The sequence below is a fragment of the Stenotrophomonas maltophilia group sp. vghtpe118 genome (assembly GCF_052605195.1).
On the sequence record NZ_CP199672.1, the window covers coordinates 1430782 to 1457470 of the forward strand.

The following is a 26689-nucleotide window of genomic DNA, read 5'->3' on the forward strand; positions in this document are numbered from 1 at the left end:
CAAAAAGGGGACGGAGGGAATTAAGTCGCAAGTGGCACAAACGACCTGATTCCCTCCGTCCCCTTTTTTCAGCTGGCGGTCGGTGTGGCCAGGCGCTGCTGCAGGTCTTCGCGCAGGCGCGACAGCTCCGCTTCCGCCTGCTGCCGCTGCTGCATCCCTTCGCGATGGATGCTGCGCACTTCTTCCACCGTGGCGATCAGCTGGTCGTGTACATGGCGCAGCGTGGCAACGTCGATCACGCCGCGCTGGTTGCTGCGCGCGGTATCCACCGAGGCCTGGCGCAGCAGGTCGGCATTGCGGCGCATCAGTTCGTTGGTGGCGTCATCGATGGCCGTGGACAGTTCGACCGCAGCCTTCTGTTCGCCCAGCGAGAGCTGGATGGCGAACTGGCGCTTCCATGACGGAATGGTGATGTCGCGGACGGTGTTGAACTTCTCGATCAGCTGCAGCGCGTTGGCCTGGATCAGGCGGATCATCGGCAGCGACTGATCGGCGGCGTGCTGCATCAGCTGCAGGTCGGACACGCGCTTCTCGATCAACCGGATCGCATTGTCGATCTCGCCCTGGCGGATGCGCTGCTGGGGGTCCTCGCTGGCCTGCCCGGCCAGCTGTTCGGCCTGCAGTTCGGCCAGCCGCTGCTTGCCCGCTGCCGCATACAGGCCGAGCGCACGACGTTCTTCGCGGACGATATCGTGCATGCGGTCGAACTCGCCCACGCGCTTGTCCATCAACGCCTGCTGCACGCCGACGTCGGCCAGCAGCTGTTCGATCTGCGCGTTGGTGTCGCTGAACTTCTGCACCAGCTCGCCCTTGGAGGCGCGCATGCGGTCGATCAGGCCACCGATCACCGGCACCTTCGAACGCTGGGCGAAGCCATCCAGCTTCAGGCTGCGCGCGATGCGCACCACCTCGCCCAGCTTCTCGCCACTGGCATCCAGGTCACGATTGCGCACCTGGTCCAGCAACTGGCTGGAGAACGCGGCGGTGCGCGTGGCCGCCTCGCGGCCGAACACCTGCAGGTTGCCCGGGCGCAGATCGTCCAGTTCCAGACGGATCTCGGCGATGCGCGGCAGATCCTCGCGGACCAGCCCAAGCGCCTGCAGTGCACCTTCGTCGAGCGCAGTGGCGGTGGTCGTGCCGGGTACGAGGGCACCGGGGGTCTGGCTGTCCTGGGTCATCGGGCAGTCTCCTTGCAGTTGGGTAAGCGGCAGCGGCGGCCGGCTCAAGGCAGTCTAGCCTGAGCCGCGGCCACCTCGTCATCGATCTGTGCGTGCAACGTGGCAGCCTTGCCGGCCAACGCAGCGCCCGCAGCGGCCTGGCCCGCCAGTGCAGCCTGCCGCCAGGCTGGCAGCAGCACGTCATGGATGCGCGCGAAGCGTTGCAGCAGCATGTTGTCCTGGTCCTGCAGCAGCTGCCATTGGCCGGCTTCCAGGCGGCGCAGCGAGGCCAGCCGGCGAAGATGGTCCAGCCGGTGCGACAGCGCGGCCTGACCGGCGATATCCAGCGTCGTCAGCCGCGACGCAGCCAGTTCGGCCCAGCCGTCCAGCGCCGCGGCCGCCGCGGAATGCTCAACGATGGCCATGGCCCGCAGCTGCATGTGCTGCTTCAGGTGCTGGGCCTGCTCACGCGCCTGCAGGGCCAGTACGCCCAGCTGCGACTGCAGCGCGTGCCCTTCTGCTTCGCGAGCGACATCGCGCCCCAGCAGCCGTCCCCACCAGCCTTCCTGCTGCCGGATCTGCGCCGGGTTGCCGGCCTGCAGGGCCAGCGCGATGCGCGCAAGCGCAGCCACCAGGCGCTCGCCCGCACCCGGTGGCAACGGCGTTTCGCGCCGCGCCAGCGCCTGCAGCAACGGCGCACCATAGTCGGCCAGCGCAGCGACATCGACCGTATCCGGCAGCATCGGTGGCGGCAGTGGCACGCGCGTGGTCACGGCAGCGGCGGCGGCTTCGGCGTGGATGCCGGCATGCCATCGCCGTCTTCCGGTGGCAATGACTCGCCGTAGAAGTGGCGCATCAGCGCCTCATCCAGCGCCCGCTCCTCCGGCGTCGCGGCGCGGCGCACGCGCGCGCGCTGCGCCACCACAGCGCTCGGCGTGCCCCGCTCGACCTGCTGTCGCGCCCAGCCGGCGAACGCGGCCAGGGTCTGCGACACCTGCACCTGCTGCGCCTGCGATGCCGCCAGCAGCTCCACCAGCGGCGCCAGGCCCGCCTGCAGGTCGTCGGCCAAGGCCGTGGCCGGCACGCCGGGGGCTGCCGCGACCGGCGCCGGCGCAGCGGCCGGACGCGCCTCTGAAAGGCGATGCAGGGCCTCCAGCAGCGCCGGCCACGGCGCCGGGTCCGCAACGGCGATCGCTTCCGGCGCGGGCGGTGGCAGCTGCAGCGCGGTGGCGATATCGGCCAGCTGCGCCACCACGCGCCCGCCGACATCGCTGTCGTCGGCCCCCATGGCCTTGTTGCGCAGGAAGTCGCGCTTGATCTGTGCCCAGCGCTGCGCCTGCGTGTCATCCAGTACGCCGCGCAGTTCGGCCAGCTTCAACAGGTTCTCTTCGGCACCGGTGGTCAGCAGCTGCGCCTCGCCCAGGTAGTGGTCGGAGATCAACTGCTGCAGTTCGTCCTCGTTCATCACCGGGGAGATCTTCTCGGCCAGCTTGTTCATGTTGCGGTAGCTGCCTTGCAGGCGGAACGGCGGCTCGGTGCGGTAGCGGTCGTCCTGTGCGGCGCTGGCGATGTACTGCTGGTTGACCCGGTAGACCACGTCACGCACACGCAGCATGCGCTGCAGGGTGGCGGTGATCTCGTTGATCTCCGCGCTGCTGTAGGCGTGGCTGAGGCCGTTGGTCGAGACCTCCTTGCCCATCGCGCGGTCGACCAGTACATACAGGTCGGCCATGTCGCGCGTGGCCAGCGGCGCCAGCACCGGATTGGAGGTCAGGCTGTTCTCGATGTAGCTGAGGGTGAAGGCGGCCTCCATGCCACCGAGCACGTCACCGAGGTTGTAGATGTCGGCACGGTTGGCCAGCATGTCCGGAATCTTGAACACCTCGCCGGACTCGGTGTACGGGTTGCCGGCCATCACCACGCAGAACTTCTTGCCGCGCATGTCGTAGGTGCGGGTGCGACCGCGCCACACGCCCTCGATACGGCGGGTGCCATCGCACAGCGAGATGAACTTCTGCAGGAACTCGGGATGGGTGTGCTGGATGTCGTCCACATACAGCATGGTGTTGTTGCCCATTTCCAGCGCCAGGTTGAGCTTCTCCAGCTCCTGCCGCGAGGTCGCGTCCGGTGCCTGGGCCGGGTCCAGCGAGCGCACCTCGTGGCCCAGCGCCGGGCCGTTGATCTTCATGAAGACCAGGCCCAAGCGGTGCGCCACGTATTCCATCAGCGTGGTCTTGCCATAGCCCGGGGGCGAAATCATCATCAGCAGGCCCATCAGGTCGCTGCGCTTGTTCTCGCCGACCGTGCCCATCTGCTTGGCCAGGTTGTCACCGATCACGCCCAGGTAGACATCGTTGATCAGCTTGTTGCGTACGAACGAGGACAGCGGCCGCGCCTTGAACTCGGAAAGCCGCAGGGTCTCGCGCTCGCGACCGATGATGCCCTGGCGCAGCGCCTGGTAGGCATGAAACGCTGGCACGAAATGACGCAGGTGCTGCTGCAGGCGCGCGAGGAAATCATCCAGCGATACCATCAGCGCGCCATTGCTGATGCGTGCGTGTTCACCCAGCAGGCCATTGACCTCCGCCTGCAGTGCGGCATCGCTGGCACGGGTGCGCAACTGGCGCTGCACCAGCAGCAACGCGGCGGCTTCGTCGACATAGCCGGCATGCTGCGCATGCGCCGGCATCCGCGCCACTGCGCGCAGCCACTGCCCAGCCAATGACCAACGCGTAGCCAGTGGATCCTGGCCGCGCTGCAGGGCACGCTCGACCGCCTCACGCTGCCCCGCCTGTTCCAGCTGCTCGGCCAATGCCTCCAGCAGCGCCACCGCGTGGCGGCTGCTGCTGAACACCGGATCGCCCGCCGCCAGTTCTTCGCCCAGATAGGCGGCTGCAGCCTCCGCGGCATCGGCATCGAACGGCAACGCGTGGGACTGCGCATACCCCAGCAGCGCCTCGGCCATTTCTGTGCGCAACGCCAGGCGCCCTTCGTCGGACCCCAGCAGGCGTGCCAGCGCCTCGGCGCCCACCTGCCGCGCCGGCCATTGCGCCACCGCTTCGCGCCGCTGCTCAGCGGCCCAGAACAGCAACGCCAGCGCACGCACCCGCGGTGCGTGACGCAGGCTGCCGGCCGCCTGCTGCAAGGGCAGTAGCGCACGCAGGATCAGTGCCGCATCGTGGTCATGGATGCCACGCTCGTAGCCTTCGCGATAGCGTGGTGCGGCGAACGCACGCACACGCTGATCCAGCGCTTCCGGGTTGGCGACGTCGTGCTGCAGCGCAGCCAGATCGAGGCCATCGCGCCCCTCCTGCGCGGCCAGCAGCAGGCTGCCGGCCAGATACTCGCCGCGATACAGCGTGGGCGATTCCGAGTCGAGGGTGACCGGCCAGAACGGCTTGAGTGCGTCCAGCTCCGGATCGTGCAGGGTCTCCAGGAAGTCGGTGCCGGTCAGATGGATGGCCAACGTGTCGCCACGCGGCAACAGGGTCAGGTCCAGTGCCTGCGTATTGACGCTGAAGCGATGGCGCGGGCCCAGCCGCACCACGTTGCCGCCGGCTTCGTACAGGTCACTGCGGTCGCGCAGCTGGCGCACCGCCTGGTCACGCACGCCCTTCAGCCGCGCCTCGATGTCGTCGGCCTTGACGTTGTCGTGCAGCGTGCGCAGGCGCTCGGCCAGCTCACGCAGCTTGAGGATCAGCGGATCACCGGCAAAGAACGCGTTGAGCTCATCGGCGGTGTCGAAGCGGTCGGTGCGCCTGGCCAGGCCGTCGAGGATCCGATTGGCCGCATCCAGTACCGAGCGCGCCTTGCGCTGGCGGTCATCCAGCAACGCCTGCTTGTGCGTTTCGAAGGCCTCGACCAGCTCTTCGCGCTTGCTCAGGATGTCGCCGAGGAACTGCTCGTGTTCGCCGAACTGGCTCTCCAGTTCCTCCAGCTGCACCAGCAGGCGCGACAACTGCTCGTCGGCACGTTCGGGATCGGTGGCCAGCGCCAGCGCGCTGGTGATCGACTGCGAGAACAGCGCGAACTGGGCGGCGAACTGCGCCACGGCCTCGGCCGAACCGAGTGACCTGCGGCGCTGGTCAGCACGCGCGCGCGCCTGGTTGAGGCGACCGTACAGCACCGAGATCGACTCGACCACGCGGGTGCGGGCAGTGGCATCGTCCACCTTCAGGCCGGCCATCAGCTCGGACAGCATGTCCAGGTCGGACGCCATGCCACGCAGGCCTTCCAACTGCTCGTCCAGCTGGCGCGCCGTCTGTGCCTGCTGCGCGGCATCATCCAGCGCCTGCAGGCGCGTGGCCAGCGGCGCCAGCGCTTCCTCGCCAGCGAGGAAGTCACCGGTGGCGGCGCCAACACGGTCCTGTGCCTCCACCAGTTCGACGGTCATCGCCTCGATGCGCGCGGTGTCGATGTAGCGCAGCTCGCGGAGGGTCAGCAGCCGCCCGCGCAATGCGGTGATCGCGTTGAGGGCCTCGACGAAGGCCTGCACCTCGCTCCAGTTCTGCGGTTGCAGCCGGCCCAGCAGCGCCTTGTGCGCGGCCTCGGCCTCCCGCATCGCCTGTGCCGATTGCTGACGGATCGACTGCACCTTCTCGTACTCGTCCAGCACCGATTCGCCGGTCGCGCTGATCTGCCGCAGCAGCGCCTCGGCGCCATCGCAGGCCGCGTCACCCAGCCAGTGGTGCGCATCGAACAGACGCCGCGTATCGGCCACCAGGCGCTGGTAGCGCTGTACCGACACGTCCTGGCCATCGATCTCGCGCGCCAGGTTGAACAGGTTGGAAATGCCGCGCACCAGCTCGGCGTTGCCGATGCGGCCCATGAACGTGTTGCCGGGCGGCCGGTTGGCGGCGAACTCGTCACTGCTGAACGGCGTCTGCCAGACCTGCATCGGATGGATGCGGGTCGGTTCGCTGCCCTCGGCATGGAACAGCACCATGCGCCCGTCCTGCATCAAGGCGTAGCCATGGCCGAACACCGGGTTCTGCAGCACGCGCTGGATGGTGTTGTAGACGAACAGCGCCGAGCGCCCGCCTTCGCGCTCGTAGAAGATGTACAGCACGTCCTCGCCGTTTGGCGAACGGATGCTGCGCTTGAACTGCATGCCGGCCATCGAGGCATCAAACGCCTTGTGCTCGCCGCCCTGCAGGTAATAGCCACCCGGGAAGATCACACCATGGTCTTCGGGCAGCTGCACGCAGGCCTGCACGATCGCATCATTGCGAACGATGCCGCCGGTCAGCGTGTTGTAGATCAGGCCGCGCCATTCGGTCTCGCGGTACGGCAGCACCTTCAGCAATACCAGCGAGCCGACCCGGGCGAACTCGAACTGGGCGTCGTCCAGCGACTGCGTGCTGTCCTCCACGGGTTCACTGTAGATGCCCTGTCCGGTTTCGGTGTTGTTTTCGACCTTGATGGTGAGGTCGCCACCGGTGGTCTCCACGAACAGGGTGTCGAGGATGTTCAGGTGCGAATGGCGGCCGTTGACCGCCAGGTCGCGGGTCGCCCGGGTCCATTCGAAGTCGAACGGCGGCGGCAGCGCGATATCGCGCTCACCGCGCGCATCCAGGTAGGTCAGCTCGCCCTCGCGCGACAGCGCCCAGCGGAACACGCGCACGTCGCTGCTGCGCTCGCCGATCTGGAACGAGGCCAGCAGCTTGTCGCCGACCACGATCAGCTGCAGCAGGCGCGCGTGCTTGTAGTAGGCATACAGCTCGTTGAAATCGTGCACGAAGCCGGGCTGGTCGAGGAAGCTGCCCTTCAGCTCCAGGGCAGCGACGTCGTAGCCATCGCTGCCCTGCACCAGCCGGTACAGGCCGAACACATCCTCGATGCGGGTCTGGGTCTTCAACCCGATGAACACGTTGTAGCCGAACAGCAGGCGGTCCGGGCCCACCTGCACGATGTCACGGCCGACGCAGTTGTTGTCGCTGCGGATGCGGAAGCGCCCGACCACCTCCAGGCGGCTGTCGCCGAACTCGGCCAGGCGCTGGCGGTTGAGTGTTTCGGCCAGGCCCTGCAGGCGCTGGCCCTGCTCGGCCAGGCGGCGGCGCAGGACTTCGTAGGCGCCGCCCTGGGCGACAGCCTGGTCGACGGTGCTGCCGCCGGCCTCCGGCGCAGTGGATTCGGCGGACGGATGGGTTTCAGACATCAGCAGGTTTCCGGCTCACGGGCGGACGGCCGCGGTTGCGACCGGCGCGGGCGGGCGATGGCGGCGGCCATCGCCCGATGCATCAACGGGCGCTGTCGACCACGGTAGCCGACACGGTCGGTACCGCTTCGGCATCCTCGGCGATCTGGCGCGGCGCCGGTTCGGCCACGGCCACGCCCAGGTAGCGCTGCATCAGCTCCTGCACGATCGGGCTCTTGCCGGCGAAGCCTTCGATCGACTTGCCCAGCGACACCGCCTTGACCAGGTTCTCGAACATGCCGCCGTCGCCGCCGACCAGGTCGATATCGGCGTTGCGCAGCGCGCTGGCGATGACATTGGCGTTCTCGCGCGAGACTTCCTTGCCGGCTTCGATCGAGGCCAGCGCCTGCTTCAGGCTGTTGTCCAGCATCATGCGGAACTCTTCATGGCCACGTGCCTGGTCACTCAGCGAGGCGATGGCTTCGAACTTGCGCACCAGGCCCTCGGCCTCGGCCAGCAGCTTCTTCTGCACCACGCCGGCTTCGGCATTGCCCAGCGACTCGGTGGCGGTGGCACGGGCCAGGCCCATCTTTTCCTCACCCTGCGCCTGCGCCTGCAGGGTCTCGGCCAGAACGCGGGCTTCGTTGCTGCCCTGCTTCAGGCTGGCTTCGGCCTTGGCTTCGATCACGCGCGCTTCGGCAATGCCGACCTTCTCGATGGCCAGCGCCGAAGCTTCACGCACCTGCGCTTCGGCCAGGCCCGGCGCTGCCTGTTCGGCACGCAGGGCATCGGCCAACAGGCGCTTGGCTTCGGCCTGCTTGCCGGCCGCTTCATGCTCGGCCTGGGCCAGCGTGGTCAGTTCCACCGCGCGATGCTTTGAAGCGGTCTCGCGCGCCTGCGCTTCCTTGACTTCGCGCACCAGCGCTTCCTGCGCCTTGGCCTCGGCTTCCAGGATCAGCACCTGCTTCTGGCGGTCGGCCTCGGAGACTTCGCGCACTTCCTTGATGCGCTCCTCTTCCTGCGCCACGGTCTTGTCGATGGAGATGCGTTCACGGGTGATGTTGGCCACGTCCATCTTGCCCTGCTCGACCACCTTGTCACGCTCCACGCCCTGCAGCTGCACTTCACGATCGGTGGTGACCTGCTCCAGCTGGCGTGCGCGCTCCACGCGCTCGGCCTCGATGGCCACGGCACGCTGGCGGTTCTGCTCGGCCACTTCCACTTCGCGCAGGCGGTTCTGGTCGCGGATCTCGATCAGCTGCTGCGCTTCGATGCGGGCATTCTCGGACAACTGGCGCTGCTCCTCCTGCACCTTGGCGGTCTCGGCCTCCTCGCGTGCGCGGATGGTCTCGATCTCACGCTTCTGCCGTGCTTCGGCTTCGGCCTGCTGGCGTTCCAGGGCCAGCAGCGCTTCGCGCGCTTCCACGTTCTTCTTGGTGATGGCGAGCTTCTCGTTCTGCTCCAGCTCGTTGGTCACCACGTTCTGCGCGGCCGTCAATTCGGTGATCTTGCGGATGCCCTGCGCATCGAGAATGTTGAACTGGTCCAGCAGCGACTTCGGGGTCTGCTCCAGGTAGTCGATCGCCACGTCCTCAAGGACGTAGCCGTTCAGATCATTGCCGATCACCGCGATGATCTCGTCGCGGAACTCCTGGCGCTTCTCGAACAGTTCGGTGAAGTCGAACTTCTTGCCGACCGTCTTCAGCGCTTCGGAGAACTTGGCGTTGAACAGCTCGTCGACGGCATGCTTGTCCGATGCACGGTCGGCACCGATGGCCTTGGCCACGCGCAGGACGTCGGCCTGGGTCTCGTTGACCCGCAGGTAGAAAGCCACGGCGATATCGGCACGCATGTTGTCGCGGCAGATCAGGCCTTCCTTGCCGCGGCGGTCGATCTGCAGCGTGATCAGGCTGATCCGCATCAGCTCGGCGCGGTACAGCACCGGGATGATCAGCGCACCGGTGAAGTGCACCTTGGGCGTGGAGCTCATGTCGTTGACGATCAGGGCCACGCCCTGGTCGACCTTGCGGTAGAAGGCCTTGAACAGGCCGGCCAGGCCGAGCAGTGCGACCAGCAGCACGGCTACGCCGATCAGGAAGGGGGCCATGGTTGCCAACGTCATCAGTGATTCTCCTTGTTGCCCGGAAGCAGGTTGTCCTGGAAGTCGAGGGCGACCGCGTCGGCGCGGACCACCCGGTAATGGTGTTGATCAGCCACGTGTTCGACCAGCACGATGCGCTCGCCACGCTGCAGTTCGATCTCGCTGCGCACCTGCAGCACCAGTCCGGCGCCGCCATCGTCGAAGGTGGCGTGACCGCCGCGGGCATCCACCTTCGGCGAGGCAACCACGCCGGTACGCCCCAGCAGCGAGGCCTGCGCCACCGGGCGCAGGCGCAGCAGGAACCTGCGGACGGGGCGCAGCAGCAGCGCGGTGAACGGAACCGCCGGCAACGGCGCCAGAAGGGCCACGACCGCACCTATCGCCCAGCGCAGCAGGTCCGGCAGCGGCAACAGCACGAACAGATGGACGAAATAGGTGACGATCCAGGCGAAGAAACCCAGCAGCGTCACCACAAGCATGAGGGGAACCCCACCGAGGCCCCAACGCGCCAGCAGTGCGGACAGTCCCTGCAGATCTTGTGGGTCGCCATGCAGCGCCCCATCGGCGCCGGCATCGCCAAACCCGTCGTCGACCAGACCGAAGGCCGCCAGTGCCCAATACAGCGCCGCCACCGCCAGCACGATGCTGTACGGCAGGGTCGGAAAACCGAACACGACGGTGAGGAACTCCTGCATCGCTTGCCCTCCTGGGCTGTGGGCTGCGGCCGCCCGTTCGGGGCGCGCCGAGTGCGTCCCGTCGATCCCCGCGCCAGCCCTCATGGCAGGCGCGCTTGGGACCATCCTATGTGAAGAATGCGTGCAGGCTCAAATCCAGGTCCAAATCACGGCAAATAATGACGCCAATCACTCGAGAACCGTGCAATCGGCTCGGCGCACTTCCTCGACGAAGGTGCGCATCCTGTCGCCGTCCTTGATGCCCGGCTCCAGTTCGATGCCACTGGAGACATCCACGCCCCACGGCAGGGTACCCAGCACCGCGTCGTAGACGTTTTCCGGGTTCAGGCCACCGGCCAGCAGGAACGGGCGATGCAGGCCGGTCGGGATCCGGCCCCAGTCAAAAGCCACGCCGGTGCCGCCACCGCCGCCCGGCGCGTGGCTGTCGAACAGGAAGCCGGCGGCGCTGGGATAGCGCAGCTGCAGGGTGCGGGCGTTGATCTCTTCACGGCCGCCCATGGCGATCGCCTTCAGGTACGGCATGTTGAAGCTGCGGCAGAAGCTCTCGTCTTCCTCGCCGTGGAACTGCAGCAGGGTCGGTCGTACCGTGCGCAGCACCTCGCGCACTTCTTCCTTGCTGTTGTTGCGGAACAGCGCCACCACGTCGACCATGGGCGCGATCGCCTGGCGCATCGCGCGTGCCTCGGCCGGAGCGACCCGGCGGCTGCTTTCACGGGCGAAGATGAAACCCACCGCGTCCACGCCCAGCTCACCGGCCAGGCGGACGTCGCCGGCCCGGGTCATGCCACAGAACTTGATGCGTGTGCGGTAGTAGGAACGGCTCATAGCGTGACCTCGGCGGGCAAGTGCCAGTTGTCGGGGTACAGGGGCCCAAGGAACACCAGGCCCTGCGGCGGTGCGGTGGGACCGGCTACGGTGCGATCGCGCCCGGCCAGCAGTTCGGCGATCCATTCCACCGGCTTCTCGCCACTGCCCACCAGGATCAGCGATCCGACGATATTGCGGACCATGTGATGAAGGAATGCATTGCCCTGCACGGCGACCTCGATCACCTCGCCCTGGCGGCTGACCTGCAGTGACTGCAGCTCACGCCGGGCGTGCAGCGCCTGGCACTGCACCGAACGGAACGCGCTGAAGTCGTTCTCACCGAGCAGGGCCTGGCCGGCGGCGTGCATCAGGGTCTCGTCCAGCGCGCGGCGCTCCCAGCTCAAGGTCTGCCGGTCCAGCGCGGGCCGCACTTCGCGGTTGAGCAGGCGGTAGCGGTAGCGGCGTGCGCGCGCGGAGAAACGCGCGTGGAAATCCTCGGCCACCGGCACGCACCAGCGCACTGCGATCGAGCGCGGCAGGCGGGTGGTAGTGCCCAGCATCCACGCGCGCGGATCGCGCACCACGTCGGTATCGAAATGCACGACCTGGCACTGGCCGTGCACGCCGGCATCGGTGCGGCCGGCACAGACCACCTGCAGCGGCGCATCGGCCACCGACGACAGGGCCTGCTCAAGGCTGGCCTGCACGCTCGGGCCACCCTCGCCCAGGTTCTGCCAGCCCCTGAAATCGCTGCCGTCGTACTCGACGCCAAGCGCGTAACGCATGTGCTACCTCAGATGTTGCGGGAGGGGCGGCGCTCAGGCCGGATCGCGTTCGGACCACACCGCCAGTTCGTTGCCACCAGGCTCGACGAACTGGAAACGGCTGCCGCCGGGGAAGGAAAACACCGGCCGCACGATCTCACCGCCAGCGTCAAGCACCGCCGCTTCGATCGGTGCCAGCTGGTCAGCGTACAGCACCAGCAGCGGGGCACCGGCATCGCTGGCACGCAGCGGCTGGCCGCGGAAGAAGCCGCCCTGCAGGCGGCCGTCGTCGAACGCGGTGTAGTCGCTGCCATAGTCTACGAACGACCAGCCGAACGCCTTCTCGAAGAAGGCGCGGCTGGCTGCAGGATCCGTGGAAGCGAATTCAACGTAGTCGATGCGGCGCTCGCGGCTCATGACGGGGTCCTTGTCGGCGGGTTCGATCACGGCAGGCGGGCCAGCAGTTCGCGGGCCTGGGCCTGGCAGTGCAGGTCGCCGCCCTCGGCCACTTCCTGCAGCAACGTACGCGCGGTCTGGGCATCGCCCAGGTCGAGGTAGGCGATGGCCAGCTCAAGGCGTTCCTGGCCGGCGCGCGGCGCCCAGCCGGCATCGCTGGCCGGCGGCGCAGTACCGTCTTCATGCGCCGCCGCGGCCAGCGCGTCATGCGGCGCTGCGCCCGAAGCCTCGCCGTCATGGTGCTCGGCCGGCAGGTCGAACACGCCGCGGAACTGCGGCTGCTGTTCGGCGTGCAGCGCGTAGTCCGGCACTGCCACCTCGCCAGGGGCCGCCTGCGCGAGCGGCTCATCCTGCGCGGCGGCGGCCGGCGCGGAATCCTCCTGCGTGACCACCGGCTCGTCCCAGCGCGGCAGGTCGGTCACTGCCTCGGGCAGCTCCATCACTTCGTCATCGCGCAGCGTCTGCGCCTGCCAGTCAGCCTGGGCGGCGACGTCGGCGACCGGTTCGGCAGCCACGTCATCCTGCCCCCCGGTTTCGCTCGCCCAAGCCGGCATCGCCGGCTCCTGGCGGCCCGCTTCGGGCACCACAGACGACCATGAAGACTGCTCGGCCAGCGTATCCAGCGCCGCGCCCGCCGGTACCGCAGCGGTCAGGCCGGCGGCATCGTCTTCGTCGCGCAGCGGCGGCAGCGGCGATGGCTTGCGACGACGCAGCAGCCAGGCTGCACCGGCCGCCAGCAGCAGCACCGGCAGCCCCAGCCAGTACCACGGCGTTGCCGCATCGCGGGTATCCGGTGCCTGCGCCAGTCGCTGCTGCGCGGCGGCCAGGTCGTTGTCCTTCATCGCGATCAGCGACTGCTGCTGTTCCTTGAGTTTTTCCAGGTCGGCGACGCGCTGCTTCAGCTCGCCAATCTCGGCATCGCGGGTCGCGATGTCCTCGCGTGCCTGGCGCAGTTGTTCGTTGCCCAGCATGTCACCCTCGCTGCCGGCTCCAGTGCCGGTGGTTGTGCCCGCGCGCGCGGCGTCGGAAGCCAGCGCCGGAGCGATTTCAAGTCGTGCCCCATTGGCCGCGGCCGGGGAAGAAGCGTTCGTGGTTGCCGCCGCGGCCACCGGGGCGACGGTACCCGCCGGTTGCGGCACGGTGCGCGCCTGCCGCCACTGCGCGGCGTGCTCGCGCACCAGCGCTGCGGCCTCGGCGGCATCGACCGCCGCCAGTGCATCGCTGCCGGGCATGCGCAGTACGGCGCCTTGCTTGAGCAAGTTGACGTTGCCGCGGATGAAGGCCTCCGGGTTGGCCCGCAGCAGGGCGATCATCGCGCGGTCGCGGCTGACCTGGTTGCCGCGGGCCACCGCGCTGGCGATCTGCGACAGGGTCTGCCCACGCTGGACGATGACGCTGCCATCGGCTGCCTGCGCGGCAGCGGGTGCAGCCCCTGCACGCGGGCGAGCCGATGCAGGTGCCGGCGCTGCCGCAGTGGACGGCGCAGGTGCGCTTGCGCTCTCCGCAGCGGCCGGTGCCGGTGCAACGTCACGGACGATGGTGTTGGAGAGGGTACCGGCCGGCGCGACGATTTCCGGTTCGGCCACCGCCAGTGCGCTGGAGGGCGCATCAACCAGTGCCGAGTATTCGCGCACCAAGCGGCCCTGGCCCCAGTCGGCCTCGATCAGGAAGCTCAGCGACGGGGTTTCGACCGGCGTCTGCGAGGTCACCCGCACCACCGCCCTGCCCTGCGCATTGCGGGTCAGTTCGAACTGCAGCTCGCTGACCAGCCCGGCCGGCCGCTGCAGGCCGACGCGTTCGAAGGTGACCGCAGAGGCCAGCGCGACGCGCAGGTTCTCCAGTTCGGATGGATCGGCCGAGACTACCGGGATTTCGGCCAGCAGGGGCTGGCCCGGCTTGGACAGGACACGGATGTCACCCAAGCCCAGGGCAAGCGCCGAACTGCTGGCCAGGGCCAGCAGCGCGGTGGAAAGATAGAGGAGCGGGCGCTTCGCGCCCCTGGCCCGTTTATTCATGGGCGACACTATAAAGCGTGCGGACCGGGGTCCGCACCCACCGAGGGGACCTTCGGTAGCGCCGGCCGCTGGCCAGCAGACACGCACGTCCACACATCACGGCAATGCCGGCCAGCGGCCGGCACTACCGGTGAGGCAACCGCTGTGATCAGCGCTGCTCGGCGGCGACCAGCTCGGCCAGCTGCACGGCGTTCAGGGCAGCGCCCTTGCGCACGTTGTCCGACACGATCCACAGGTTCAGGCCACGCGGGTGCGACAGGTCCTCGCGGATACGGCCGACATACACCGCATCGGTCCCCGAAGCATGGGTAACCGGAGTCGGATAGCCACCGGCCTCGTGACGATCCACCACTTCGATGCCCGGCGACTGCTCCAGCAGCGCGCGCGCTTCAGCGACGGTGACCTTGTCGCGGGTCTCGATCGCCACCGACTCGGAGTGGCCGTAGAACACCGGCACGCGCACCGCGGTCGGGTTCACCAGGATGCTGTCGTCACCGAGGATCTTGCGGGTCTCCCAGATCAGCTTCATCTCTTCCTTGGTGAAGCCATTGTCCTGGAAGTCATCGATGTGCGGGATCAGGTTGAAGGCGATCTGCACCGGGAAGCGCTGCGGATCGATCTCCTGGAAGCTGAGCAGCTGGCCGGTCTGCTTGCCCAGTTCCTCCATCGCCGAGCGGCCACCGCCGGACACCGACTGGTAGGTGGACACATTGATGCGCTCGATACCGTACTTGCGGTGCAGCGGCGCCAGCGCCACCAGCATCTGCATGGTCGAGCAGTTCGGGTTGGCGATGATGCCGCGCGGACGGTTGGCGACCTGTTCCGGGTTGACCTCGGACACCACCAGCGGCACGTCATCGTCGTAACGGAAGGCCGAGGAGTTGTCGATCACCACCGCACCGGCGGCGGCGAACTTCGGTGCGTATTCCTTGGACACGCTGCCGCCAGCCGAGAACAGCGCGATCTCGACACCGGTCGGATCGAAGGTGGCCAGGTCCTGGACCTTGACCTTCTGGCCGTTGAATTCAATCTCGCCACCGGCCGAACGCTCGGAGGCGAGGACGCTCAGGGTGCCGACCGGGAAATCACGCTCGGCCAGGATCGACAACATGGTCTCGCCAACGGCGCCGGTGGCACCGACGACGGCGACGTGGAAACTGCGCTGTGCATTGCTCATGGGGAACTCTCACGAAAACGGGGAATGGGGGAAAACACGCACGACAGCTGGGTTCGGGGAACCTCCTCAAGCGGGGCGCGCGGAGGTTCCCTATCGTTTCCCGGTTTTTTTGCCCAGCATCACGCGCGCGGCCATCGCCGCGTCAGCGTTGATCGAGCTCGGCATGCGCGACGGGCCGCCGTCCAGGCCGAGCCCGGCAGCCAGATTATCCACGGCCAGCTGTACCATCGCCGTGCGCGTGGCCAGCGAGGCGCTGCCGATATGCGGCGTGAGCACCACGTTGCGCAGCGCCAGCAGCTCCGGGCGCACCTTCGGCTCGCCCTCGTACACATCCAGGCCAGCGGCCGCCAGGTGGCCGTTGGCCAGTGCGTCGGCCAGCGCCAGTTCGTCGACGATGCCGCCGCGGGCGATGTTCACCAGGGTTGCCGTCGGCTTCATCTTCGCCAGCGCAGCTGCGTCGATGATGTGATGCGAGGCCGGCGTGTAGGGCAGCACCGTTACCAGATGGTCGGACTGTGCCAGCAGTGTATCCAGGTCCACGTAGGTCGCGCGGAGCGACGCCTCGGTGTCGGCCGGCAACCGTGAACGGTTGTGGTACAGCACCTTCATGCCGAAACCGTGCGCGCCGCGGCGGGCGATGCCCTGGCCGATGCGGCCCATGCCAAGGATGCCCAGCGTGCTGCCATGGACATCCGCGCCCAGCATGGTCTGGAACGACCACTGCTGCCACTGCCCGTCACGCAGCCAGCGCTCGGACTCGGTGATCCGGCGCGCGGTTGCCATCAGCAGCGCGAAACCGAGATCGGCGGTGGTTTCGGTCAACACGTCCGGCGTGTTGCTGGCCAGGATGCCGGCCGCGCTGAGCGCGTCGACATCCAGGTTGTTGTAGCCGACGCCGACATTGGCGATCACCTGCAGCTGGGTGGCATCGGCCACCTGCGCCGCACCGATGCGCTCGTTGAGGGTGATGATCGCGCCGTCGGCGCTGGCCAGCTGTGCGGCGATCTGGTCCGGCGACCAGGCGGTGACGGTGTCGGTGCTGCGCAGCTGCACGCGATCGCGCAGCGGCGCGATGGCCGCCTCGATCAGCGGCTGGCTCACCCACACGGTCGGCCGCGTGTCAGCCATCGATCTGCCCGGGAATGCGCGGGGTGATCGTGCCGACATCGCCGCACTGCGCGCGATGACGCAGCGCCTGATCCATCAGCACCAGCGCCACCATCGCTTCGGCGATGGGCGTGGCGCGGATGCCGACGCAGGGATCGTGGCGGCCGGTGGTGACCACCTCGACCACGTTGCCGTCCGTATCCAGCGACGGGCCCGGCAGGCGCAGGCTGGACGTCGGCTTCAGGGCGATCGACGCAACGACCGGCTGGCCGGTGGAGATGCCACCGAGGATGCCGCCGGCATGGTTGCTGGCGAAGCCCTGCGGGGTCAGCAGGTCGCGGTGTTCAGTGCCCTTCTGCGCGGCGCTGGCGAATCCGTCGCCGATCTCCACGCCCTTCACCGCATTGATGCTCATCAGCGCAGCGGCCAGTTCGCCATCAAGCTTGCCGTAGATCGGCTCACCCCAGCCCGGCGGCACGTTGTCGGCGACCACGTCCACGCGCGCACCGACCGAATCACCGGACTTGCGCAGCGCATCCATGTACGCCTCGAGTTCCGGCACCTGTGCGGCGTGCGGCCAGAAGAACGGATTGTCTTCCACCGCCGACCAGTCGAAACCGGCCGGGGTGATGTCGCCCAGCTGCGACAGGTAGCCACGCACGGTCACGCCGAAACGCTCGGCCAGCCACTTCTTGGCGACCACGCCAGCGGCCACGCGCATGGTGGTCTCGCGTGCCGAGGAACGGCCACCGCCACGCGGATCGCGGATGCCGTACTTGTGCCAGTAACTGTAGTCGGCATGGCCCGGGCGGAACTGCTGGCCGATATTGGCGTAATCCTTGCTGCGCTGGTCGGTGTTACGGATCAGCAGCGCGATCGGGGTGCCGGTGGTCAGGCCCTCGTATACGCCGGACAGGATCTCGACCTCGTCGGCCTCGCGCCGCGCGGAAGTGTGCCGGCTCTTGCCGGTCGCACGGCGCTGCAGGTCGTGGGCGAATTCGGCCGCGTCCAGCGCCAGCCCCGGAGGGCAACCATCGATCACGCAGCCGATGGCCGGCCCGTGCGACTCGCCGAACGTGGTGACGGTGAACAGCTTGCCGAACGAATTGGAGCTCACGGGCGCTGCGCCGCCAGTTCGGTGATGCGTGCGCTGTGGGCGATCAGCTCGCGGCATTCGACCGCAAAGATGCCCATCTGGCCGACCTTGAACTCGATCCAGGAAAAATCGACTTCCGGCAGCAGCTTGACCAGATGCTGTTCGGACTCACCCACTTCACAGATCAGCAGACCGTCTTCGCTCAGGTGCAGCGGGGCGTCGCGCAGGATCTTCAGCACCAGGTCCAGGCCATCGTCACCGGCACGCAGGCCCATTTCCGGCTCGTAGGAATATTCCTGCGGCAGGGCATCAGTCTCGTCGTTGGTGACGTACGGCGGGTTGGTGACGATCAGGTCGTAGTGGCGGCCGGTCAGGCCATTGAACAGGTCCGACTTGATCAGGGTGACGTTGTGCGCCTGCAGGCGCTCCTTGTTCTCCTCGGCCAGCGACAGTGCGTCGTCACTCAGGTCGACGCCGTCCACTTCCCAGTTCGGGTAGTAGTGGCCCATGGCGATGGCGATGCAGCCCGAACCGGTGCAAAGATCCAGCGCGCGGCTGACATCGCGGCCGGCCAGCCACGGTTCGAAACCACATTCGATCAGTTCGGCGATCGGCGAGCGCGGCACCAGCGCGCGCGTGTCACTCTTGAAGCTCAGGCCGGCGAACCAGGCCTCACCGGTCAGGTAGGCAGCGGGGATGCGTTCGTCGATGCGACGCTGGAACAGTTCCAGCACGCGCAGCTTTTCGGCCTGCAGCAGGCGTGCCTGGCCGTAGGCCGGGCCGAGGTCGTGCGGCAGGTGCAGGCTGTGCAGCACCAGTTGGGTGGCCTCGTCCAGCGCATTGTCGTAGCTGTGCCCGAAGGTCAGCCCGGCTTCGTTGAAACGGCTGGTGCCGTAGCGGATCAGATCGATGATCGTATGGAGTTCGGCGGCCGTTTCAGCGGTCATGGCGGTACTGCGGGCAAAGTGGCCCCCGATTATAGGGGCTGGCGCCCGTGGCGGCATCCGTTGCGGCGGAAACAATCGGGCCACAGCCGGTATGATGGAGCCCATTTCGCGCGGGAGCCCCCATGTTCAATCGCAACGCCGGCATCATCCTGCTGATCGCCCTGGCCGCGGGGCTCGGCCTGCTCGCCGCCCAGCAGGTGTTCGCGCCGAAGCCGCCGGCCAACGCCCCGGCCACCGAAGCGATCACCCTGTACCCGCAGCCGCGTGAACTGCCCGACTTCAACCTGGCCCAGTCCGACGGCACCCGCCTGATCCCGGGCGAACTGAAGGGCCACTGGACCCTGGTGTTCCTGGGTTTCACCTTCTGCCCGGACGTCTGCCCGACCACCCTGGCCGAGCTGGCCGGCGCACAGAACCAGTGGGAAGCCCTGCCCGACAGCCTGCGCCCACGCGTGCTGTTCATCTCGGTCGACCCGGACCGCGACAGCGCCACCCGCCTTGGCGAGTACGTGCACGGCTTCCACAAGGACACCCTGGCCGCCACCGCCGATATCCCCTCGCTGGAGCGCTTCGCCACCTCGCTGGGTTTCGTGTTCCAGAAAGTGCCGGGCAAGCATTTCGACGAAAACCCCGAGGATTACACCGTCGAGCATTCGGCCAGCCTGGCCGTGCTCGACCCGCAGGGCCGCCTTGCCGGCCTGGTGCGCCCCCCGTTCAATGCGCCGGCGATCGCCCGCGACCTGCACAAGCTGACCGAGAAAACCGCCCCATGAGCCTCACCACCGCCCTGACGTACGCCCTGCCCCATCGCCTGCTGTCCTCGATGGCACGCTCGCTGGCGTACTCGGACGATCCGCGCGTGTCGCGCTGGCTGATCGACACCGTCACCCGCAAGTTCAACGTCAATCTGGACGAAGCGGCCAACCCGGACCCGCGCAGCTACGCAACCTTCAACCAGTTCTTCACCCGCGCGCTGAAGCCGGGCGCGCGCGTGGCCGATGCCGATCCGCGCAGCCTGGTGATGCCGGCCGACGGCCGCATCAGCCAGCTGGGGAAGATCGAGGCCGGCCGCATCTTCCAGGCCAAGGGCCAGTCGTTCACCGCCGCCGAGCTGCTGGGCAGCGACGAGGACGCCAAGCCGTACAACGACGGTCTGTACGCCACCGTGTACCTGTCGCCGCGCGACTACCACCGCGTGCACATGCCGTGGACCGGCACCCTGCGTGAAACCGTGCACGTGCCAGGACGCCTGTTCAGTGTCGGTCCTGCGGCCGTCAACGGCGTACCGCGCCTGTTCGCACGCAACGAGCGCCTGGTCTGCCACTTCGACACCAGCTTCGGCCCGATGGTCAGCGTGATGGTCGGCGCGCTGCTGGTGTCCGGCGTGGAAACCGTGTGGAGTGGCGAGGAGATCCCGGCCTACGGCGATCGCATCACCCGCAAGGACTACCGCGGCAAGGGCATCAAGCTGGAGCGTTTTGCCGAGATGGCACGCTTCAATTACGGCTCGACCGTGGTGGTGCTGCTGCCGCCGGGCGTAGCCGAATTCGCCCCGCATCTGGATGCCGAGCATCCGGTGCAGCTGGGCCAGGCGCTGGCAAAGCTGCGCTGACAAAAAGGGGACGGAGGGGATTAAGTCGTTTATGCATAAACGACTTAATCCCCTCCGTCCCCTTTTTCCACAACGGAATGCCGGCCAGCGGCCGGCACTACCGGTCGCGCGTTACTGCAGGACCGGGGCCGGTCCGACGTCCATGCCGTCGTAGTCTTCCACGCCGTGCTCCGCGGCCAGCGCCGCGAATTCCTGGTTGCGGCGGTCCAGCGAGGCTTCGTCGTGGATTTCCACGCGCTCCACGTGCAGCACGTGGAACGGCGCGTCGCACTCTTCCGGTTCCTGCTCGAAGAGTTCCACGAAGGTGTAGCCCTGTGCCTGCAGGTGCTGGGCCAGCGCCTGCAGCGGCTCGGCACTGGCGTGGACGAAGAAATACCCCCACAGCAACGGGCCGTTGATGTCCCAGTCGGTGTTCTCGCGGAGGTTGGCGAACAGGTTGCGGGTGGCTTCGAGGTCCATACAAATTCCAGTGGTCTCGGGAATTACTTGTCGCAGCCCTGCAGCTTCAGCGTCTGGCCCTGGCGCAGGCTGTAGGCCGGCGCCTTCAGGCCGTTGGCGCGGGCCAGGGTCGGCAGGTCGCACTGGAACTTGGCGGCGATGGCCCCCAGGGTCTCCCCCCGGCCCACCTTGTGGCTGCGCGCCGGCTTCGGCCGGGCGGCCGGCGCTGGGCGCGGTGCCGCCACTGCAGCCACCGGTGCGGTCGGCACGCTGGTGGATGCAGCCGCGTCGGCCACCGGCACCACGCCGCCCACCGCCACGCTGCCGGTATAGCTCGACGCGGCCGGGCGCTTGATCGCCGCGTTGAGATCAGCGGTGATCAGCGTGCGGGCGAGGTCGGCACGCGGGCCACTGACGCAGTTGCGCTGGTACAGGCCGGCGATGCGGGTGGTGGCATTGATCAGCGTGCCGGCCGGGATCCAGCCATCGGCCTCATAGCGCGGGTTGAGGTTGCGCAACGCACGCATGTAGCCATCGCGGGTACCGTGGCTGCCCAGGCAGATGGTCAGTTCATAGATGGTGGTGGACTTGGCCAGCCGCAGCGTGGCCGGCTGCGCGCTGATCTTCGGGAACTCCACGCCGTACTGCTGCGGGTGCAGGAAGATCCATGCCGCGGCAATCACCATCGGCACGTAGTCCTTGGTCTCGCCCGGGAACTGGTTGTAGACGCTGTCGGTCCAGAAGCTCTGCCCACCGCTCTGCTTGAACACGCGCGCAGCACGGCCTTCGCCGCCGTTATAGGCGGCCACCGACATTTCCACGTTGTTGTTCAGTTCGCGCAGGCGCTCGTTGAGGTAGCTGGCGCTGGCCTCGGCGGCGCTGCGCGCGTCGAAGCGGGTATCGAAGCCGGTGCCGTCCGGGCCCAGGCCGAAACGGCGGCCAGTGGCTGGCATGAACTGCATCAGGCCGGCGGCGCCGGCGCGCGAGGAAGCATGCACGCGGCCATTGGATTCCTTGGCCATGATCCCGAACAGCAGCGCCTCGGGCAGGCCGCGCTTTTCCCACTCCGGCCACATCACCGCGCGCAGGTTCTGGTAATTCTCGTAGCTGGTCAGCAGCGCCGGGCGCATGTCGGTCAGCCAGCGGCGGATGCCGGCCTGCACCGCCGGGTTGTACTCGACCATCGTGTCGAAGGCGTGCCGCTTGTCGTTCAGCAGCGCGGCAGCGCGTGCGGCCTCGGGCACGTCGGCGGTAAGCGGGCCGATGTGATCCGGGTCGGCTTCCAGGCGGTCACCGCTCTCGTCGGCCACGTCATCGCTGGCGGCGGCATCGGCGTCGTGCTTGAGCAGCCGCTTGTAGCTGGCCAGCAGGGTCCCCATCTGGCAGCCCTTCTGCTTCACGCAGTCGTTGAGGACATCTTCCATGTCCTCCAGCGCGGCATCGGCCTCGTTGCTGCCCTTGGGGTCGGCATTGGCGACCAGCAGCAGGGCATCGCCGTAGCGCTTTTCGGCGGCGGTCATGCGCTGCTGCAGCGCATCCACCTTCACCTTGTCCCGGGCCGAAACCCGCTGTGCGTGGGCGTCGGGCGCCAGGGAAACCAGGCCGGCCAGGGCCAGCAGCGGCCAACCGCGGGAAATCAGGACAGGAACGGGCATTGATGGCACTGTGTGCAAAACAGGCAGGCAGAGTAGCGGCGCCGCCAAGGTCCGGGCAAGCCGACCTTCGGACCGTCACTGCCGGCGGTTAACATTGGGCTATTCATCACAAGGGCTGGACAATGGATCCGATTCTGCTCGGCAAAGGCATTACCGACGATGTGGCCGTCACCCTGCTGCCGAAACTCGGCAACCGCCACGGTCTGGTGGCCGGCGCCACCGGTACCGGCAAGACCGTAACCCTGATGACCCTGGCCGAGGGCTTCTCGCGACGGGGCGTGCCGGTGTTCCTGGCCGATGTGAAGGGCGATGTCTCCGGCCTGGCCGTGCCCGGCAGCGGCGCCGAGAACCTGCTCCAGCGTGCCGTCGAGATCGGCGTGGCCGACTATGCGCCGGCCGCCAGCCCCACCATCTTCTGGGACCTGTACGGCAAGCTGGGCCACCCGGTGCGCACCACGGTCAGCGAGATGGGCCCGACCCTGCTGGCGCGCATCCTCGAATTGAACGACACCCAGGCCGGGGTACTCGACATCGTATTCAAGCTGGCCGACGACCGCGGCCTGCTGCTGCTGGACATGGACGACCTGCGCGCCCTGCTCGGCCTGGTTGCCGAGGAGCGCAAGGACATTTCCACCGAGTACGGCCTGGTCAGTGCGCAGTCGATCGCGGCGATCCAGCGTTCGGTGCTGCGCCTGGCGCAGGACGGTGGCGAGAATTTCTTCGGCGAACCGGCGCTTGAACTGGCCGACATCATGCGGGTCAACCACGACGGCCGCGGCATGATCGGCATCCTCGCCGCCGACCAGCTGGTGCTCAAGCCCAAGCTCTATTCCACCTTCCTGCTGTGGCTGCTTTCGGAACTGTTCGAGCAGCTGCCGGAAGTGGGCGACCTGGACAAGCCGAAGCTGGTCTTCATCTTCGACGAGGCGCACCTGCTGTTCGATGATGCACCGCCGTCGCTGGTGCAGCGCATCGAGCAGGTGGTGCGCCTGATCCGCTCCAAGGGCGTGGGCGTTTACTTCTGCTCGCAGTTCCCCGACGACGTGCCGGGCAACATTCTCGGCCAGCTGGGCAATCGCGTTCAGCACGCACTGCGTGCGTTCACCCCGCGCGACCAGAAGGCGGTGAAAACCGCGGCCGAGACGTTCGTGCCGAATCCCAAGCTGGACGTGGCCAAGGTGCTGAGCCAGCTCGGCACCGGCGAGGCACTGGTATCCACGCTGCAGGACAAGGGCGTGCCGATGCCCGTACAGCAGACGTTGATCGCGCCGCCGCGCTGCCGGATGGGACCGATCACCGAGGCCGAGCGTGCACAGGTACGCGCCGGCAGCCCGGTCGGCAGCCGCTACGACACCGCGATCAACCGCGAATCGGCCGCCGAACTGCTGGCCCAGCGCGCGCAGAAGAGCATCGAGCAGGCACAGGCGCCGGCCGCGCGCAGCCGCGAGCAGGACGAAGCTCAGGAAGGGGGTTTCGGCCAGGCCATCAAGGACGCGATCTTCGGCACCAAGCGCCGCCAGGGCATGATCGAGACCATGGCCAAGCAGACCACGCGCACCGTCGGCACCAAGCTGGGCAACCAGATCGTGCGTGGCATCCTCGGTGGCATCTTCGGCGGCAAGCGCTAGATACCCCTGCTGGGGTCAGAGCCCTCCCGCAAGGGAGGGCTCCGACCCCGCTCCCCATTCGTCATCCAGAAAAGAAGTCGTATTGCATGTCCCGTTGGCGTCCCCCCGCAGAAAAAAGCACCGCCCTGATCACCGCTTCCGGGCATGCGCGACTGAAGGCCGAACTGGATGAGCTATGGCGCGTGCGCCGTCCGGAGGTGGTGAAAGCGCTCGCCGCCGCTGCCGCAGAAGGCGACCGTTCCGAGAACGCCGAGTACACCTACCGCAAGAAGCAACTGGGCGAGATCGACCGCCGCGTGCGCTACCTGACCAAGCGGCTGGAATCGCTGCGCGTGGTCGATACCACGCCAACCGATCCGCTGGCAGTGTTCTTCGGCGCGTGGGTGGAACTGGAGAACGTGGACAGCGGCGACACCAGCCGCTACCGCATTGTCGGCCCGGATGAGACCGATGCGGGCCTGGGCTGGATCAGCATCGATTCCCCCCTGGCGCGTGCGCTGCTGAAGAAGCGGCTGGATGATGAGTTCTCGGTGGAGCTGCCCGGCGGGCAGTTCACCTTTGCAGTGATCGGCGTGGAGTACGAGCCTGTGTAGCGTCGAGCCATGCCCGACCTCGCCGCCGTTGTAGAGCCGAGCGCATGCTCGGCTGAAGCGCCGCGCAGCCGGGCATGGGCTCGGCTCTACAACGGTGGCGGGTACGTGCGCCCTGCACGCAGCGGGCGGAAATAGTCGGCATTGCGGTAGAAGGCGGAATCCTGCACGTCGTGCCAGCCTGGGATTCCAGCCAACGGCAGCGGACGCAGCTGCAGCGGATCGGTCACTGCCCTGCCCTCGGCAATGGCAGCGCTCACCACGTCGACACAGGCGGCTTCGACATCGCTCTGCACCACCACGCACTTGCCGACCAGCAATCGCCCCGGCAGCAGGGCCTGTTCCATCAGCGCATGCCCGAATACCACAGTGATGGCGATGTCACCGCTCTGCCAGTTCACCGGGTCAAACAACGCGGGCCAGTCGTGTGCGTCCCAGGCAGCCCGCAGTGAGTCATCGCGCACACGCACGATCACGCCGGTTTCGTCGAACTGGGTCAAGGCGGCCTGCGCGCGGTTGCGCTGGCCGGGTGGCATCGCCTCGATATGCAGGCACTGCCGCACGTTGAGCGCGCGCTTCAGCTGCGGCTGTGAGGCCCACACCAGCGCATTGAACAGGTCGTGCCAGTTGCCGGCACGGGTGGCGATGCGTCCCTGCGCGATACGCGCCTCATAATGCAGGCCATCGGCCAGCAGCGCGGCGTCCTGTTCAACCAGGCGCTTGCCAGGCACGGCCAGACGTGCATCGAGCGCCGCGATGGACGGCCACGCGGTGCCGTCCAGCAGGTCACCGAAGTCCTGAAGCCCGGCAAACAGCGGGTGCTCGAACCGCCGTGCAGCTACCGCCGCACGTGGCGGCGGTACGAAGCGCCGTGAACCGCCGCCGTTGCCGGTGGCGGCCGTCGCTGCGATCACAGCACCTTGAGGTCGAACACCGGACGGGGGGCGGCCGCCAGCGCGTCACCGTACAGGTCATGCTCGTCGCTCTCGGTGATCTCCACGTCGACGAATTCGCCCACGCGCAGCGGCACCTGGTCGGCATTCTGGATGTGCACCAGGCCGTCGATCTCCGGGGCATCGGCCTTGGAGCGGGCCACGGCGATGTCGCCTTCGATGCCGTCGACCAGGCACTGCTGCACGGTGCCGATCTTGGCCTCCAGGCGCGCGGCGGAAATCTGCGCCTGCTTCTCCATGAAACGGGCCAGGCGTTCCTGCTTCACCTCTTCCGGCACGGCGTCAGGCAGGTCGTTGGCGGTGGCACCCTCGACCGGCGAGTAGGCGAACGCACCGACGCGATCCAGCTGCGCTTCGTCAAGGAACGACAGCAGTTCCTCGAACTCGGCTTCGGTCTCGCCCGGGAAGCCGACGATGAAGGTCGAACGCACAGTGATGTCCGGCGCGATACGGCGCCAGTTCTGCACGCGCTCCAGGGTCTTCTCCACCGCGCCGGGGCGCTTCATCAGGCGCAGGATGCGCGGGCTGGCGTGCTGGAACGGGATATCCAGGTACGGCAGGATGCGGTTCTCGGCCATCAGCGGCACCACTTCATCCACGTGCGGATACGGGTAGACGTAGTGCATGCGCACCCACGCATCCAGCTCCGACAGGCCTTCGCACAGCGCCTTCAAACGGGTCTGGTAGGCCTTGTCGCGCCACATCTTTTCGGCGTACTTCACGTCCACGCCGTAGGCCGAGGTGTCCTGCGAAACCACCAGCAGCTCGCGCACGCCGCCACGCACCAGGCGCTCGGCTTCACGCAGCACCTCGTCGACCGGGCGCGAAACCAGCTTGCCGCGCATCGACGGAATGATGCAGAAGCTGCATTTGTGGTTGCAGCCCTCGGAAATCTTCAGGTACGCGTAGTGCCGCGGGGTCAGCTTGATACCGTAGTCGGGCACCAGGTCCACGAACGGATCGTGCTTGGGCGGCAGTGCTTCATGCACCGCTTCCATCACGCTCTGGTAATCCTGCGGGCCGGACACCGCCAGCACGTTGGGGTACGCCTCGCGGATCTGCTCCGGGCGCTTGCCCAGGCAACCGGTGACGATCACCTTGCCGTTCTGGTTCATCGCCTCGCCGATCGCGTCCAGCGACTCGGTCACCGCAGAATCGATGAAGCCACAGGTGTTGACCACCACCACGTCGGCCGAATCGTAGGACGGGACGATGTCGTAGCCTTCCGAGCGGAGCTGGGTGAGGATGCGCTCGGAATCGACGAGGGCCTTCGGGCAGCCAAGGCTGACGAAGCCGACTTTGGGGTTCAGCTGGGACATGGAAATCGCGGGACTCTGGGGGCCTGGGCCCCTGCC

General features: G+C 67.6%; 21 protein-coding genes. 4 read left to right on the forward strand and 17 right to left on the reverse strand.

The features are described 5' to 3' along the window. Nucleotides 1–68: 68 nt before the first annotated feature. From ACUDTM_RS06770 to prmB, 13 genes are all read right to left on the reverse strand, one after another. On the reverse strand, nt 69–1178 hold the full coding sequence (locus ACUDTM_RS06770; protein WP_445391222.1) for a toxic anion resistance protein: 1110 nt from the start codon (nt 1176–1178) through the stop codon (nt 69–71). Between the two features lie 44 nt (nt 1179–1222). Beyond that, entirely contained in the window at nt 1223–1930 is a 708-nt protein-coding gene (locus tag ACUDTM_RS06775) for a hypothetical protein (RefSeq protein WP_151355406.1), read from the reverse strand. Beyond that, the gene (locus tag ACUDTM_RS06780) at nt 1927–7314 is read right to left on the reverse strand and encodes a DNA repair ATPase (RefSeq protein WP_445391223.1); all 5388 of its coding nucleotides are present in this window, start codon (nt 7312–7314) and stop codon (nt 1927–1929) included. Before ACUDTM_RS06780 ends, ACUDTM_RS06775 begins: the two co-directional genes overlap by 4 nt. A gap of 82 nt (nt 7315–7396) precedes the next feature. Next, on the reverse strand, nt 7397–9415 hold the full coding sequence (locus ACUDTM_RS06785) for a hypothetical protein (RefSeq protein ID WP_005417967.1): 2019 nt from the start codon (nt 9413–9415) through the stop codon (nt 7397–7399). Continuing rightward, entirely contained in the window at nt 9415–10089 is a 675-nt protein-coding gene (locus ACUDTM_RS06790) for a DUF1449 family protein (protein WP_072168502.1), read from the reverse strand. Before ACUDTM_RS06790 ends, ACUDTM_RS06785 begins: the two co-directional genes overlap by 1 nt. Before the next feature lie 168 nt (nt 10090–10257). Further along, nucleotides 10258–10914 (reverse strand): phosphoribosylanthranilate isomerase, encoded by a 657-nt coding sequence (locus tag ACUDTM_RS06795; protein ID WP_072168503.1) that lies wholly within the window; start codon nt 10912–10914, stop codon nt 10258–10260. Next, the gene (gene truA / locus ACUDTM_RS06800) at nt 10911–11681 is read right to left on the reverse strand and encodes a tRNA pseudouridine(38-40) synthase TruA (RefSeq protein ID WP_088497829.1); all 771 of its coding nucleotides are present in this window, start codon (nt 11679–11681) and stop codon (nt 10911–10913) included. The genes ACUDTM_RS06795 and truA overlap by 4 nt, the downstream gene beginning before the upstream one ends. A gap of 33 nt (nt 11682–11714) precedes the next feature. Further along, nucleotides 11715–12077: a VOC family protein gene (locus tag ACUDTM_RS06805; RefSeq protein ID WP_049414720.1), complete on the reverse strand. Its 363-nt coding sequence runs from the start codon at nt 12075–12077 to the stop codon at nt 11715–11717. 26 nt (nt 12078–12103) lie between these two features. Next, entirely contained in the window at nt 12104–14131 is a 2028-nt protein-coding gene (locus ACUDTM_RS06810; RefSeq protein WP_072168505.1) for a FimV/HubP family polar landmark protein, read from the reverse strand. A 148-nt stretch (nt 14132–14279) separates the two neighbouring features. Next, complete coding sequence (locus ACUDTM_RS06815) at nt 14280–15308, reverse strand: aspartate-semialdehyde dehydrogenase (RefSeq protein ID WP_019660602.1); 1029 nt, start codon at nt 15306–15308, stop codon at nt 14280–14282. Between the two features lie 90 nt (nt 15309–15398). Beyond that, the gene (locus tag ACUDTM_RS06820) at nt 15399–16436 is read right to left on the reverse strand and encodes a 2-hydroxyacid dehydrogenase (protein WP_088497831.1); all 1038 of its coding nucleotides are present in this window, start codon (nt 16434–16436) and stop codon (nt 15399–15401) included. Beyond that, entirely contained in the window at nt 16429–17532 is a 1104-nt protein-coding gene (gene aroC / locus ACUDTM_RS06825) for a chorismate synthase (protein WP_061480026.1), read from the reverse strand. The genes ACUDTM_RS06820 and aroC overlap by 8 nt, the downstream gene beginning before the upstream one ends. After that, nucleotides 17529–18458, reverse strand: a complete 930-nt coding sequence (gene prmB / locus ACUDTM_RS06830) for a 50S ribosomal protein L3 N(5)-glutamine methyltransferase (protein ID WP_069139585.1) — start codon at nt 18456–18458, stop codon at nt 17529–17531. The genes aroC and prmB overlap by 4 nt, the downstream gene beginning before the upstream one ends. A gap of 122 nt (nt 18459–18580) precedes the next feature. On the opposite strand from prmB, the gene ACUDTM_RS06835 reads away from it, so the two are divergent. Beyond that, nucleotides 18581–19231: an SCO family protein gene (locus ACUDTM_RS06835; RefSeq protein WP_072168509.1), complete on the forward strand. Its 651-nt coding sequence runs from the start codon at nt 18581–18583 to the stop codon at nt 19229–19231. Beyond that, nucleotides 19228–20070 (forward strand): archaetidylserine decarboxylase, encoded by an 843-nt coding sequence (asd, locus tag ACUDTM_RS06840; RefSeq protein ID WP_069139587.1) that lies wholly within the window; start codon nt 19228–19230, stop codon nt 20068–20070. The genes ACUDTM_RS06835 and asd overlap by 4 nt, the downstream gene beginning before the upstream one ends. 111 nt (nt 20071–20181) lie before the next feature. Here asd and ACUDTM_RS06845 read toward each other — a convergent pair whose 3' ends face one another. Further along, nucleotides 20182–20529 (reverse strand): ribonuclease E inhibitor RraB, encoded by a 348-nt coding sequence (locus tag ACUDTM_RS06845; protein WP_353080256.1) that lies wholly within the window; start codon nt 20527–20529, stop codon nt 20182–20184. 23 nt (nt 20530–20552) lie between these two features. Next, nucleotides 20553–22163, reverse strand: a complete 1611-nt coding sequence (locus ACUDTM_RS06850; protein ID WP_252745397.1) for a transglycosylase SLT domain-containing protein — start codon at nt 22161–22163, stop codon at nt 20553–20555. A 122-nt stretch (nt 22164–22285) separates the two neighbouring features. Between ACUDTM_RS06850 and ACUDTM_RS06855 the strand changes: the two genes are divergently transcribed. Both ACUDTM_RS06855 and greB read left to right on the forward strand, forming a co-directional pair. Beyond that, nucleotides 22286–23791: a helicase HerA-like domain-containing protein gene (locus ACUDTM_RS06855; protein ID WP_353080255.1), complete on the forward strand. Its 1506-nt coding sequence runs from the start codon at nt 22286–22288 to the stop codon at nt 23789–23791. 86 nt (nt 23792–23877) lie between these two features. After that, the gene (gene greB, locus ACUDTM_RS06860) at nt 23878–24384 is read left to right on the forward strand and encodes a transcription elongation factor GreB (RefSeq protein ID WP_005418006.1); all 507 of its coding nucleotides are present in this window, start codon (nt 23878–23880) and stop codon (nt 24382–24384) included. 86 nt (nt 24385–24470) lie between these two features. Here the strand turns inward: greB and ACUDTM_RS06865 are convergent, their stop codons facing one another. Together ACUDTM_RS06865 and rimO are read right to left on the reverse strand one after the other, a co-directional pair. Beyond that, nucleotides 24471–25295, reverse strand: a complete 825-nt coding sequence (locus ACUDTM_RS06865) for a DUF3025 domain-containing protein (RefSeq protein ID WP_353080254.1) — start codon at nt 25293–25295, stop codon at nt 24471–24473. Then, on the reverse strand, nt 25292–26653 hold the full coding sequence (rimO, locus tag ACUDTM_RS06870; RefSeq protein ID WP_111201698.1) for a 30S ribosomal protein S12 methylthiotransferase RimO: 1362 nt from the start codon (nt 26651–26653) through the stop codon (nt 25292–25294). Before rimO ends, ACUDTM_RS06865 begins: the two co-directional genes overlap by 4 nt. Between the last annotated feature and the right edge of the window lie 36 nt (nt 26654–26689).